Source organism: Klebsiella sp. MS 92-3 (assembly GCF_000195655.1).
Lineage (GTDB): Bacteria > Pseudomonadota > Gammaproteobacteria > Enterobacterales > Enterobacteriaceae > Klebsiella > Klebsiella pneumoniae.
On the sequence record NZ_GL882808.1, the window covers coordinates 79,941 to 91,898 of the forward strand.

The 11,958-nt window shown below is 55.4% G+C and carries 13 protein-coding genes and 1 tRNA gene; 6 read left to right on the plus strand and 8 right to left on the minus strand.

Annotated elements, in window-relative coordinates; translation table 11 throughout:
• The first annotated feature begins 134 nt into the window (after positions 1-134).
• The gene (locus HMPREF9538_RS13610; protein ID WP_002889689.1) at positions 135-905 is read left to right on the plus strand and encodes an amidohydrolase; all 771 of its coding nucleotides are present in this window, start codon (positions 135-137) and stop codon (positions 903-905) included.
• A 30-nt stretch (positions 906-935) separates the two neighbouring features.
• Here HMPREF9538_RS13610 and eamB read toward each other — a convergent pair whose 3' ends face one another.
• Positions 936-1,526 (minus strand): cysteine/O-acetylserine transporter, encoded by a 591-nt coding sequence (eamB, locus tag HMPREF9538_RS13605; protein WP_004177339.1) that lies wholly within the window; start codon positions 1,524-1,526, stop codon positions 936-938.
• Between the two features lie 103 nt (positions 1,527-1,629).
• Between eamB and HMPREF9538_RS13600 the strand changes: the two genes are divergently transcribed.
• A complete protein-coding gene (locus HMPREF9538_RS13600) occupies positions 1,630-2,511 on the plus strand; it encodes a LysR family transcriptional regulator (protein WP_009485142.1) in 882 nt (293 codons plus the stop codon).
• A gap of 59 nt (positions 2,512-2,570) precedes the next feature.
• Here HMPREF9538_RS13600 and HMPREF9538_RS13595 read toward each other — a convergent pair.
• Together HMPREF9538_RS13595 and dnaQ are read right to left on the minus strand one after the other, a co-directional pair.
• Positions 2,571-2,647 (minus strand) — tRNA-Asp (locus HMPREF9538_RS13595).
• 133 nt (positions 2,648-2,780) lie between these two features.
• Complete coding sequence (dnaQ, locus tag HMPREF9538_RS13590; RefSeq protein ID WP_004152034.1) at positions 2,781-3,512, minus strand: DNA polymerase III subunit epsilon; 732 nt, start codon at positions 3,510-3,512, stop codon at positions 2,781-2,783.
• A 64-nt stretch (positions 3,513-3,576) separates the two neighbouring features.
• On the opposite strand from dnaQ, the gene rnhA reads away from it, so the two are divergent.
• Positions 3,577-4,044, plus strand: a complete 468-nt coding sequence (rnhA, locus tag HMPREF9538_RS13585) for a ribonuclease HI (protein WP_002889686.1) — start codon at positions 3,577-3,579, stop codon at positions 4,042-4,044.
• On the opposite strand, the gene HMPREF9538_RS13580 is transcribed toward rnhA, so the two are convergent.
• Positions 4,041-4,763 (minus strand): class I SAM-dependent methyltransferase, encoded by a 723-nt coding sequence (locus tag HMPREF9538_RS13580; protein ID WP_002889685.1) that lies wholly within the window; start codon positions 4,761-4,763, stop codon positions 4,041-4,043. The two genes, rnhA and HMPREF9538_RS13580, sit on opposite strands and share 4 nt — an antisense overlap.
• 32 nt (positions 4,764-4,795) lie before the next feature.
• Here HMPREF9538_RS13580 and gloB point away from each other — a divergent pair, with 32 nt between their 5' ends.
• Both gloB and mltD read left to right on the plus strand, forming a co-directional pair.
• Positions 4,796-5,551 (plus strand): hydroxyacylglutathione hydrolase, encoded by a 756-nt coding sequence (gene gloB, locus HMPREF9538_RS13575; RefSeq protein WP_004145833.1) that lies wholly within the window; start codon positions 4,796-4,798, stop codon positions 5,549-5,551.
• 71 nt (positions 5,552-5,622) lie between these two features.
• On the plus strand, positions 5,623-6,990 hold the full coding sequence (mltD, locus tag HMPREF9538_RS13570; RefSeq protein ID WP_002889632.1) for a murein transglycosylase D: 1,368 nt from the start codon (positions 5,623-5,625) through the stop codon (positions 6,988-6,990).
• 57 nt (positions 6,991-7,047) lie between these two features.
• On the opposite strand, the gene HMPREF9538_RS13565 is transcribed toward mltD, so the two are convergent.
• The 3 genes from HMPREF9538_RS13565 to HMPREF9538_RS13555 all read right to left on the minus strand — a co-directional run bounded on the left by HMPREF9538_RS13565 (position 7,048) and on the right by HMPREF9538_RS13555 (position 10,000).
• The gene (locus HMPREF9538_RS13565) at positions 7,048-7,818 is read right to left on the minus strand and encodes a class I SAM-dependent methyltransferase (protein ID WP_009485143.1); all 771 of its coding nucleotides are present in this window, start codon (positions 7,816-7,818) and stop codon (positions 7,048-7,050) included.
• A gap of 91 nt (positions 7,819-7,909) precedes the next feature.
• Positions 7,910-8,707, minus strand: a complete 798-nt coding sequence (locus tag HMPREF9538_RS13560) for an endonuclease/exonuclease/phosphatase family protein (RefSeq protein ID WP_002889629.1) — start codon at positions 8,705-8,707, stop codon at positions 7,910-7,912.
• Positions 8,708-8,809: 102 nt separating this feature from the next.
• Positions 8,810-10,000: an MFS transporter gene (locus HMPREF9538_RS13555; RefSeq protein ID WP_009485144.1), complete on the minus strand. Its 1,191-nt coding sequence runs from the start codon at positions 9,998-10,000 to the stop codon at positions 8,810-8,812.
• Positions 10,001-10,104: 104 nt separating this feature from the next.
• Between HMPREF9538_RS13555 and yafC the strand changes: the two genes are divergently transcribed.
• Positions 10,105-11,010 carry a DNA-binding transcriptional regulator YafC gene (gene yafC / locus HMPREF9538_RS13550; protein WP_002889616.1) on the plus strand — a complete coding sequence of 302 codons (906 nt, stop codon included), beginning with the start codon at positions 10,105-10,107 and terminating at the stop codon, positions 11,008-11,010.
• A 45-nt stretch (positions 11,011-11,055) separates the two neighbouring features.
• Here yafC and dkgB read toward each other — a convergent pair whose 3' ends face one another.
• Positions 11,056-11,859, minus strand: coding sequence for a 2,5-didehydrogluconate reductase DkgB (dkgB, locus tag HMPREF9538_RS13545; RefSeq protein ID WP_009485145.1), 804 nt, complete (start codon positions 11,857-11,859; stop codon positions 11,056-11,058).
• Positions 11,860-11,958 lie beyond the last annotated feature (99 nt).

Genomic DNA, 11,958 nt, shown 5'->3' on the forward strand with positions numbered 1-11,958 from the left:
CCTTTTTTTCGCCCTCTCCTCCCCTTTCGTTTCCATCAGTAGCATTTTTTTAACAAAATATTCCGCGGACCGCCGCGCGGCTGATATGGTGTTACAGTTAACCTAACCCCCTCATGAGAATGGAGTTGACCATTGTGCCTGGCCTGAAAATTTCGCTGTTGCAACAACCGCTGGTCTGGATGGACGGCCCTGCCAACCTGCGCCATTTTGATCGCCAACTGGAAGGAATCACCGGGCGCGATGTGATTGTTTTACCAGAGATGTTTACCACCGGCTTTGCCATGGAAGCGGCAAAACAGTCTTTACCCGAGGCCGACGTGGTGGAGTGGATGCATGCCCGGGCTGCGCAATCCCAGGCGCTGATTGCCGGCAGCGCTGCGCTGCAAACTGAACACGGCGCTGTTAACCGCTTCCTGCTGGTCGAGCCTGACGGTACGGTGCACCATTATGATAAACGGCACCTGTTCCGTATGGCCGATGAACATCATCACTATGAGGCCGGAAACCAGCGCGTGGTCTTTGAATGGCGTGGATGGCGGATCCTGCCGCTGGTCTGTTACGACCTGCGCTTTCCGGTATGGTCGCGTAATCAGAACGACTATGATTTGGCGCTGTATGTCGCCAACTGGCCGGCGCCGCGCTCGCTGCACTGGCAGTCGCTGCTGATCGCCCGCGCGATTGAAAACCAGGCCTATGTCGCCGGCTGTAACCGGGTTGGCACTGACGGCAACGGCCATCATTACCGCGGCGATAGTCGGATTATCAATCCCCAGGGGGAGATTATCGCCACCGCCGATCCGCATCAGGCCACTCGTCTTGATGCCGAGCTGTCGCTGAGCGCCCTTCAGGAATATCGTGAAAAATTCCCCGCCTGGCGCGATGCCGATCCTTTCACGATCGGCTAATCACCCTTCGGGAGCCGCTGCGCTCCCTTTTTATTCCACCACGATCCGCACAGCACAGTAGACCAATAACGCTGCCAGCATCCAGTTCAGTTGCCGCCCGTACAGCAAAAACAGGCGCTGAAACAGATGCCCCGCCAGCGCCCAGCACAGATTTCCCAGCGCGCCAATCGCCGCCAGCAGCAGACTCACGCTGATAAGCCAAACAGGCTCGCGAGTAACGGGCAGAACAAAGGTAGAAAGCGCGGTGATGCCATACAGAATAATTTTAACGTTGACGAACTGTAGCCCCAGACTTGCCCAAAAGCCTACCGGTTCTGCACTCGGCGTCCCTGTCGCCGGTTTGCTTTTGGCAATCTGCCAGGCCAGCCACAGGATGTACGCCGCGCCAATCCATCCCAATACCAGGGTAAAGCGTGAGTCGAGTTCAACCAGCGAAAAGGTTAAAGCCGCGCAAATCAACATAGTGATAATAAACCCGACGCTCATCCCGGCCAGCACCCGCAGGCTTCGGCGTAGACCATGGGAGGTGACGCTGCTCAGCGCCAGGATATTGTTGGGCCCGGGTGTCAGGGCGGTGATCAAAGTGTAAGTTAAAAAGGCGCTAATCAGGGTAGGTGTCACGGGTTTTCTCCTCTTGTCTGGCAGACACTACCCGAAGCTGATAATTTAAAAAAATGAATATTTTTTCATTCTCGCTTCGATAATATCGATACAAAGAGGAAATATGGATCTGCGACGCTTCATCACCTTCAAAACTGTTGTCGAAGAAGGTTCCTTTCTGCGCGCGGCGCAGAAACTATGCTGCACTCAGTCCACCGTGACTTTTCATATCCAGCAGCTGGAGCAGGAGCTTGCCATTCCGCTGTTTGAGAAAATCGGCCGGCGGATGTGTCTCACCGCCGCCGGTAAGAAGCTCCTGCCGCATGTCTACGACCTGACTAAAGTGATGGCCTCGATACGTCAGGCGGCACGCCAGGACGATGAGCCCGGCGGCGAACTTCGCGTCGCCACTGGCGAAACGCTGCTGGCGTATAAAATGCCGCGGGTGCTGCAGCGTTTTAAGCAACGCGCTCCGAAAGTGCGCCTGTCGCTGCAGTCGCTCAACTGCTACAGCATCCGCGATGCGCTGCTTGCCGACGAGGTCGATTTGGGGGTGTTTTACCGGGTGGGTAACGATGACGCGCTCACGATAATGGAGCTTGGCCAGCAGTCGCTGACGCTGGTCGCATCGGTCGAGCAGGCGCCGGTAGACTTCATGCGCCCGCGGCAGCATATCCCGCTGAGCTTTATCATCAACGAACCCCAGTGCGTGTTCCGGCAGATTTTTGAAAGCACCCTGCGCCAGCGCGAAATTACTCTGGAGAACACCATTGAGCTGTGGAGTATTGAGAGTATCAAGCAGTGCGTGGCGGGAAATCTGGGAGTGAGTTTTCTGCCACGCTTTGCGGTGGAGGACGAGCTCAAGCGCGGGACGCTGGTTGAGCTGCCATTCAGCGAGACGCCGTTGACGATCCATGCGCTCTGCGCCCACCATGCCGGGAAGGCTATCAGTCCGGCGATGCGGGTATTTATGCAGTGCATGCAGGAGGAACAAGAGGTGCGCTGAAATTCGGCGACGAAAACGACGAAAGCCTGAATCATTGCTGACTCAGGCTTTCTGAATAGTGGCGGAACGGACGGGACTCGAACCCGCGACCCCCTGCGTGACAGGCAGGTATTCTAACCGACTGAACTACCGCTCCGCGTTGTTGTTCCGTTGGGAACGAGGCGAATATTACGGATTCCCCTCTACCCCGTCAACGCTTTTTCTACCATTTTGAATCGTTTGCTGCAAAAATCACCCAACCGCCTATTTTTAATTCATTTTAGTGGCTATCAGGCACGCCACAGGCAGCTTCCGCCTTTCTTTTGTACCAGGTCGAGGCGGGATTCATGGTTCGCCAGTTCTTCATCTGAGGCATAAACCACGCGTAACTGACTGCCGGCGCGGACGACGCGCTGAATTCCCATCTCTCCCGCCTGCTGCTGGCTTTCGCCTTCCATAGAGAACGCCATCGAAGTCTGGCCGCCGGTCATCATCAAATAGACATCGGCAAGGATCTGGGCATCGAGCAACGCCCCGTGCAGCGTACGCTTGCTGTTATCTATTTCGTAACGCGAACATAGCGCATCGAGGCTGTTGCGCTTGCCTGGAAACATTTTCCGCGCCAGCGCCAAACTGTCGGTGATTTTACAAAAGGTCTCGGTTTTTCCGATGCCGCGGTTTAGCTTACTGAATTCATAATCCATAAAGCCGATATCGAACGAGGCGTTATGGATCACCAGCTCCGCGCCGCGGATGTAATCCATAAACTCATCAGCCACGTCGGCAAAGGTAGGTTTATCCAGCAGGAACTCATCGGCGATCCCGTGTACGCCGAATGCTTCAGGATCCACCAGCCGATCGGGCTTCAGATAGACGTGAAAATTGTTACCGGTCAGGCGGCGGTTGATCACCTCCACGGCGCCGATCTCAATGATCTTGTGTCCTTCGTAGTGTGCCCCGATCTGGTTCATACCGGTGGTTTCGGTATCGAGAACAATCTGGCGCGTAATTGCAGTGCTCATAGCGGTCATTTATGTCAGACTTATCGTTTACAAATCGATTTCAATTACAGGAAGTCTACCAGAGATGCTCAAACAGGTAGAAATTTTCACCGACGGCTCTTGCCTGGGTAATCCAGGACCTGGCGGCTACGGCGCCATCATGCGCTACCGCCAGCACGAAAAAACCTTCAGCGCTGGCTACCGTCTGACCACCAATAACCGCATGGAACTGATGGCGGCAATTGTTGCCCTGGAAGCGTTAAAAGAGCATTGCGAAGTGGTGCTCAGCACTGACAGCCAGTATGTTCGTCAGGGGATCACCCAGTGGATCCACAACTGGAAAAAGCGCGGCTGGAAAACGGCAGAGAAAAAGCCGGTGAAAAATGTCGACCTCTGGCAGCGGCTGGACGCCGCGCTTGGCCAGCATAAAATTAAATGGGAATGGGTAAAGGGCCATGCCGGCCATCCTGAAAATGAACGCTGCGACGAGCTGGCGCGCGCGGCGGCCTCCCACCCCACACTGGACGATGTCGGCTACCTGCCTGAGAGTTAATTCTGCCCTTTGCGCCACTGCCGGGTGGCGCCCACCGCCGGCCGCAGCTGAGTTTTCGCTTTGCCGGATTTCATCGGATTGAGCGTCAGCGGAATGGTCCGTTTGCGGGCGACAATCAATTGCAAACAGCCCAGCGCCGGCAGATGGGTGCTCAACAATTTGCCGCCATGGCGCGACCAGGGCAAAACCTGGTAACGTCCATAGTGCAGCACTTCAAAGTTGAGCAGCGCCAGCCAGTCCAGCTGGCGCATCAGCGTAAACATACGGCTATTATAAGGCGTTCCTTTGCGCAGGACCGGCACCAGCTTACGCAACCCCATCAGGCTGACCGGATTAAACCCGGTCAGGATCATCCAGCCATCATCGATCAGTACACGATCGGCTTCCCGCAGCAGACGATGCGGATCGCTACACCACGGCAGGGTGTGCGCCAGCAGGCAGGCGTCAACGGACTTTTCGGCAAAGGGTAAATGCAGCGGGTCAGCCCGGACCTGCATTGGATTTCCCGCCAGCGAGACATTCACCTGGTGCGAGATGGCGCAAGCTTCGGTATTGATTTCCGCGCTCAGATTGCCAATCTTAAGCAGATGAAAGCCATATAATTTAGCCAGCCACGGTTTCATCTGCTGCTCCAGCGTTTCGCGATAGTATTCGCCCCACGGCATACTGGACCAATGCTCAGGCGCTGTCACTGTGTGAGGTATCCTTGCCGGCTTCATTGCCACCTTCCGCTACGCTTTAGAGGTAATTTATGAATCTTATCAGTATTCCCGCGTTTCAGGACAACTACATCTGGGTTCTCAGTGAGAATAACGGCCGCTGCATCATCGTAGATCCAGGCGAAGCCGCGCCGGTTCTGGCAGCCATCGAGGAAAACCAGTGGCAGCCCGAGGCTATTTTATTGACCCATCATCATCAGGATCACGTCGGCGGCGTAAAACAATTACGTGAAAAATTCCCTTCTATAGTGGTTTACGGGCCGGCGGAAACCCAGGATAAAGGCGTCACTCAGGTGGTAGGCGATGGCGATCGGCTGTCAATTCTCGGGCACGATTTTTCCATTTTCTCTACGCCAGGTCACACATTAGGACATATCTGTTACTACAGCGAACCTTATCTGTTCTGTGGCGATACGATGTTTTCCGGCGGCTGTGGAAGGCTGTTCGAAGGTACAGCAGAGCAGATGTATCAATCATTTATGAAAATTAACGCCCTTCCTGAAGAAACCCTCATATGTTGCGCACATGAATATACGTTAGCGAATATGAAGTTTGCATTGAGTATCCTGCCAGATGATAGGGACATAAACGATTACTATCATAAAGTTAATGAGTTACGTGCAAAAAAACAAAAAACACTACCCGTAACTCTGAAAAATGAGCGGCGTATAAATTTATTTTTACGCGTAAATGATATTGATTTAATTGATAAAATTAACAAAGAAACAAATTTGCAACACTCTGTGGCGCGATTTGCATGGTTAAGGTCAAAGAAAGATGACTTCTGATATTTAATTCTTGTCATCGGCCAACTTCGCCGTTATCCTTGGTCGTCTTTTAAGCAACTATTGACACACACATGAAGGCACGAGCGATATTACTCGCCTCTGTCCTGCTGGTGGGGTGCCAGGCGTCTAAGCACGATGGCACCGTCGAACAGCGAGCACAGAGCCTTTCTGCGGCTGGTCAAGGGGAAGCAGGCAAGTTCACAAGTCAAGCGCGCTGGTTAGATGATGGAACCTTCTACGCGCAAGACCAGGATCTGTGGACTTCCATAGGCGACGAGCTAAAGATGGGAATACCGGATAATCCCCGGATTCGCGAACAGAAACAGAAGTACTTAAGAAATAAGAGCTATCTCCACGATGTAACTTTACGGGCAGAGCCGTATATGTACTGGATAGCCGGGCAGGTTAAGAAACGTAACATGCCAATGGAACTGGTATTACTACCCATAGTGGAGAGCGCTTTTGACCCACACGCGACGTCTGGCGCCAATGCCGCAGGCATTTGGCAGATCATTCCGAGCACAGGGCGCAATTATGGTTTAAAACAGACCCGCAGTTACGATGCGCGTCGTGATGTCGTCGCATCTACTACCGCGGCGCTGGACATGATGCAACGTCTGAACAAAATGTTCGACGGCGACTGGTTGTTAACGGTCGCAGCCTATAACAGCGGCGAAGGCCGGGTCATGAAGGCAGTAAAAGCGAACCGTTCGCGTGGCAAACCCACCGATTTCTGGTCGCTGTCTCTGCCGCATGAAACGAAAATCTACGTCCCGAAAATGCTGGCATTGAGCGACATTCTCAAAAACAGCAAACGTTACGGCGTAAAGCTGCCTACGGCTGATGAAAGCCGTGCGCTGGCGCGCGTTCGCCTCGACAGTCCGGTTGATATTTCTCAGCTCGCGGACATGGCCGGTATGCCGGTCAGCAAGCTGAAGACGTTCAATGCGGGCGTAAAAGGGTCAACGCTGGGCGCGAGCGGGCCAAAGTACGTCATGGTGCCGCAGAAGCACGCCGCACAGCTGCGTGAATCGCTGGCCTCTGGCGACATTGCCGCCGTGCAGCCGACGCAGCTCGCAGACAATACGCCGCTGACCAGCCGTAGCTATAAGGTGCGTTCCGGCGACACCATTTCCGGGATAGCTTCCCGTCTTGGTGTGACGACCCGCGATCTGCAGCAGTGGAATAACCTGCGCGGCTCTGGATTAAAGGTTGGGCAGAATCTGGTTATTGGCGCAGGCAGCAGCGCCCAGCGTCTGGCGAACAACAGCGATAGCATCACCTATCGCGTTCGTAAAGGCGATTCGCTGTCGAGCATCGCCAAACGTCACGGCGTTAATATTCGCGACGTGATGCGCTGGAACAGCGATACCGACAACCTGCGCCCAGGCGATCAGCTAACGTTGTTTGTGAAAAACAGCGATCGACCAGAGTCCTGATACCTCTGGTTCGACAAAAAGGCACCGACTTCCCCGGTGCCTTTCTTGTTGCCTAAATTAAACCGCTTTATGCGCTTCGAACAGAATGGTATCGCTGGTAAACGATCCGTCCTCCTGTAACTCGAAGTACGCTTTGACCTCCGCCGAAGCGCTCTGCTGATATAAGCGAATCGCCTCCACCAGCGGCTCAGAAGTACGCATCCGCGCCACCCATGAACTGAACTCCAGCGGCAGGCGATCGGTCAACAACTGGTTAACCACCAGCCCCGCTTCAGTCGCCAGCGTCAACCACTCGCCGCTGGAATAATTACGCACATGCGAGGTGTCGCGCAGGGCTTCCACCGTCTGCAGCCAGACATCACGTACCGGATGACCCGGCGACATCACGTCCATCACGATAATCACCCCGCCCGGCTTGAGAACACGTTTCACCTCACGCAGCGCCTGGCCAACGTCATGCCAGTGGTGAGCGGAGTAGCGGCTAATCACCACATCAAAGCTGGCATCAGCGAACGGCAGCGTTTCGGCGTACCCCTGCTGGGTCACGATATTGCTAAAACCTTTCTCCTTTGCCGCGGCGGCAACGACCTCCAGCATCTGGCTCGATAAATCATAGGCGGTCACCTCGGCAACCTGTCCCGCCGCGGTAAAGCTGGCGTGCCCTGCCCCGCAGCCCATATCCAGCACTTTCGCCTGAGGAAAATCAGCCAGCCGTTCCGCCAGCCGCTGCAGATCGCGACCAGAGGCGTGTACGGCGCTGGTCAGATAGGCGCTGGCCTGGGAGCCGAACTGCTTTTCGACGTTGTCATGGTGAGAGCGTGTTGTCATGTTGTCTTGTCCTTACGGTTTTTTTTGAGTAATAAAAGGCAGCACCATGCATGCGCAGGCCTGCCCCATGGCAGGCCTGACCAACCTTAAATTAATCAGGCTTGCCGGGACTGAATTCGACTAGTAGCGGGTTGTGGTCGGAGGCGCGGGTCACCAGCACGGAAGCATCGTGCACGCTTAACCCACGGTAGAACACAAAATCGAGGGGACGACCAAACGCGCGGCGGCGCTGATCGTCTGAGAAACGAACTTCGCGTAACGACATCTCACGCGCAAAGCGGTACAGCGCATTCATCCGCGGCCGGCTCCAGGCATTGAAGTCGCCGGCCATGATCACCGGCCCGCTGTGATGGGCGATCTGATCGCCAATTGGCAGCAGCTGTTTGCTGTAGACGTCGACGCCAAGGCTAAAGTTGACGGCATGGATATTGACTACCATCAACAACCGCGCATCCGGCAGCGGATAAACGGTCACTAACGCCGATTTCGGCAATCGCAAAATAGGCTCGCGCTCGCGCAGCGGACAGCAATAGATGGGGTGCGCGGAGGCCAGCGTCATTACGCCGGAAGGATGCTGCGGCAATACCAGCGCCGGCACCTGATCGGCGGCCAGATAGTTTGAAGTCGCGAACCGGACCAGTTCTGGGGTGGTTTGCGCCTCCTGCAACAGGACCAAATGCGCATCTTTGCCGAAATTTTTGAGGACCGACTGCCACTCTGCGCGCTGCTGCTTGAAGATATTCCATACCAGCACGCGGATCTTCTCATCGCTGCTTAATGGCGTACCGGCGGGATAAACCGGACTCACGCCCGCAAACGCCCCCGGAGGCAATATTCTCTCCGCAGGTTGTCCGGCGACATAGCGCATGGCGTAGGTGTTCTTTCGCAATTTGGGCATTAATCCTCGATAACAGAAACCAGCCCGACGACGACTGGTTATTCTGTTATAGGGATTTTCCCATACACTTTCAATGCAAATTGCGAGAAACCCTTAGCCTTCGGGAGAAAGCGCTGCCGAACGGCGTGGCAATTTATCTAAACGTCCGCTCAGGACCACCAACAGCAAAGCGACCAGCACAATCATCGCGCCAATCCACGGCGTCTGCGCCAGACCGTACCGCTCGACCGTCTGTCCGCCGACGATCGACCCCAGAGCAATGCCGACGTTAAAGGCGGCAATATTCAGGCCGGAAGCGACGTCGACGGCGCCAGGCGTGTACTGTTCGGCTTTTTGCACCACATAGACCTGCAGACCCGGCACGTTGCCGAAGGCGAAGATGCCCATCACCAGTACCGTTGCCAGCGCGGCATAGTGAACGCTGGCGGTCAACTGGAAGACCAGCAGCAGCACCACCAGCGCGGCGAAGATAAACTTCAGCGCGGAGACGGCGCCATGCTTATCGGCCAGTTTGCCGCCCCACACGTTACCTATAGCCACCGAGACACCATAGCCCAGCAGGATCCAGCTCACCGCTGACGGGCTGAAGCCGGCCAGCTCCTGCATCATCGGCGCCAGGAAAGTAAAAGCGGTAAACACGCCGCCATAGCCCAGCGCGGTAATGGCGTAGATCATCAGCAGGCGCGGATGGGTTAATACTTTCAGCTGATCGCGCAGGCTGGCGCTGGCGCGGCCCGGAATATTATTCGGCACCAGAATCAGACTGCTGATTAGCGCAATCACCCCGAGAATCGATACCGCGAGGAAGGTTTCCCGCCAGCCGAAATGCTGGCCAATAAAGGTGCCAAAGGGAACGCCGGTCACCAGCGCGACCGTCAGGCCACCGAACATAATGGCGATGGCCGAGGCTGCTTTCTCTTTTGCCACCAGGCTGGTGGCGATTGTCGAGCCGATAGAAAAGAACACGCCGTGCGCCAGACCAGTCAGCAGTCGCGCCAGGATCAGCGTTTCATAGCCAGGGGCCTGCCAGGCCAGTATGTTACCCGCCGTAAACAGCACCATCAGCGCCAGCAGCAGCTGTTTACGCGGCATACGCCCGGTCAACGCCGTCAGTACCGGGGCGCCGATCGCCACGCCCAGCGCGTAGATAGAGACCAGCAGTCCCGCCGAAGGCAGGGAGATAGAGAGTTGCTGAGCAATGGTCGGGACCAGGCCGACAATCACAAATTCAGTGGTGCCAATTGCGAAGGCACCGATGGTTAAGGCAAATAGCGCCAGTGGCATAATTTACTCCGTAGCATCAGGATTAAGATGACACGTAGTATGAAGGGTTGTATAAATAACAAAAACTATCAAAGTATCAATAGAATTTTGCTATAGGTGCAATAATGAGAGCCACATCAGAGGAGATCGCCATCTTTGTGGCGGTGGTGGAAAGCGGGAGTTTCAGCCGGGCGGCCGAGCAGCTCGGACAGGCCAACTCCGCCGTCAGCCGAGCGGTCAAAAAGCTGGAATCAAAGCTAGGCGTAAGCCTGCTCAATCGGACCACCCGCCAGCTCAGCCTGACAGAAGAAGGCGAGCGCTATTTTCGCCGGATGCAGGTGGTCTTGCAGGAAATGGCGGCGGCAGAGAACGATCTGCTGGAGACGCGCACGACGCCGCGGGGCCTGCTGCGGGTAGATGCCGCGACGCCGGTGATGCTGCATTTTCTCATGCCGCTGGTGAAGCCATTTCGCGAACGCTACCCGGAAATGACGCTGTCGCTCGTCTCGTCTGAGACGTTTATCAATCTGATTGAACGGAAAGTGGATGTGGCCATTCGGGCCGGGACCTTAACGGATTCCAGCCTGCGCGCCCGACCGCTGTTTACCAGCTATCGTAAGATCGTCGCCTCGCCCGACTATGTCGCGCGCTACGGTATGCCGCAGCATCCATCCGATCTGAAACAGCATCACTGCCTCGGCTTCACCGAGCCGGTATCGCTGAATACCTGGCCGGTCTCCTGTTGCGATGGCCAGCTGTTAGAGATCGAAGCGGCGGTGTCATCCAATAGCGGCGAAACGCTCAAGCAGCTGTGCCTGACCGGCAACGGTATTGCCTGCCTGTCGGATTACATGGTGGATAAAGAGATTGCCAGCGGAGAGTTTGTCGAGCTACTGGCCGATAAGCGCTTACCGGTGGAAATGCCTTTCAGTGCCGTCTATTACAGCGACCGGGCGGTCAGCACTCGCATCAGGGCATTTATTGATTTTCTGAGCGACCACGTAAAACAGCTCCCGAAGGAGCTGTCGTAATACCTTCTCGGGCGGCAGGGCGAACGGCATACCGGTAGCGAGTGATTAATCCCACTGCGGCGCCAGACCTTCCGGGCTCACCAGCCGATCGTTGCAATCCAGCGCAGCGATCGCCTGTCGATCTTCATCATCCAACTGCAGATCCAGCGCCTTCAGGTTGCTGGCCAGGTTATCACGCTTCGTCGAGGACGGGATCACCGCGTACCCCTCGCCCATCGCCCATGCCAGGATAACCTGCGCCGGAGTCGCATTATGTTTCGCCGCGATACGGGCAATCACTTCATCTTTCAGCGCCTTACCATAAGCCAGCGTCATGTAAGAGGTGATGTGGATGCCGTGCTCACGTGCCCAGTCGACGACTTTACGGTTTTGCAGATACGGCGAGAGTTCAATCTGGTTGGTCGCAATGTTTTCAGCGCCAACGGCGGCAATCGCGCGCTCCATCAGTGGAATAGTGAAGTTGGAGATACCAATCTGACGGGTCAGACCCAGCTTCTTCGCTTCCATCAAGGCTGTCATAAACTCTTCAACGGCAACCGCATCGTTCGGTGCCGGCCAGTGGATGAGCGTCAGGTCAACATAGTCCGTGCGCAGCTTCTGCAGACTTTCTTGCAGGCTGGCGATGAGTTTGTCTTTGCTCAGGTTCTCGATCCAGATTTTGGTAGTGATGAACAGCTCATCACGCGGCACGCCGCTTTCGGCGATAGCCTGACCCACCGCGGCTTCGTTGTCATAGATTTGCGCGGTGTCGATAGCACGATAGCCCAGCTCCAGCGCGGTTTTTACGGATGTGATAACAACATCATCTTTCAGACGGAAGGTGCCAAGACCAAATGCAGGGATTGCCATGATTTTCCTCGTTATTTATTCATTTCGGTTAACGGATGAAATTATGGCTGATGGTGTGGAGGGGAAAAAGAGCGATTAATGCAGAGGATTTTTGCTGAA

Bases quoted from the DNA above. Each gene is read 5' to 3' on its own strand.
- HMPREF9538_RS13580 (WP_002889685.1), bottom strand. From the start codon at position 4,763: ATGAAGCCGGCAAGGATACCTCACACAGTGACAGCGCCTGAGCATTGG.
- gloB (WP_004145833.1), top strand. From the start codon at position 4,796: ATGAATCTTATCAGTATTCCCGCGTTTCAGGACAACTACATCTGGGTT.
- dkgB (WP_009485145.1), bottom strand. From the start codon at position 11,859: ATGGCAATCCCTGCATTTGGTCTTGGCACCTTCCGTCTGAAAGATGAT.
- dnaQ (WP_004152034.1), bottom strand. From the start codon at position 3,512: ATGAGCACTGCAATTACGCGCCAGATTGTTCTCGATACCGAAACCACC.
- HMPREF9538_RS13555 (WP_009485144.1), bottom strand. From the start codon at position 10,000: ATGCCACTGGCGCTATTTGCCTTAACCATCGGTGCCTTCGCAATTGGC.
- mltD (WP_002889632.1), top strand. From the start codon at position 5,623: ATGAAGGCACGAGCGATATTACTCGCCTCTGTCCTGCTGGTGGGGTGC.
- rnhA (WP_002889686.1), top strand. From the start codon at position 3,577: ATGCTCAAACAGGTAGAAATTTTCACCGACGGCTCTTGCCTGGGTAAT.
- yafC (WP_002889616.1), top strand. From the start codon at position 10,105: ATGAGAGCCACATCAGAGGAGATCGCCATCTTTGTGGCGGTGGTGGAA.
- HMPREF9538_RS13600 (WP_009485142.1), top strand. From the start codon at position 1,630: ATGGATCTGCGACGCTTCATCACCTTCAAAACTGTTGTCGAAGAAGGT.
- HMPREF9538_RS13565 (WP_009485143.1), bottom strand. From the start codon at position 7,818: ATGACAACACGCTCTCACCATGACAACGTCGAAAAGCAGTTCGGCTCC.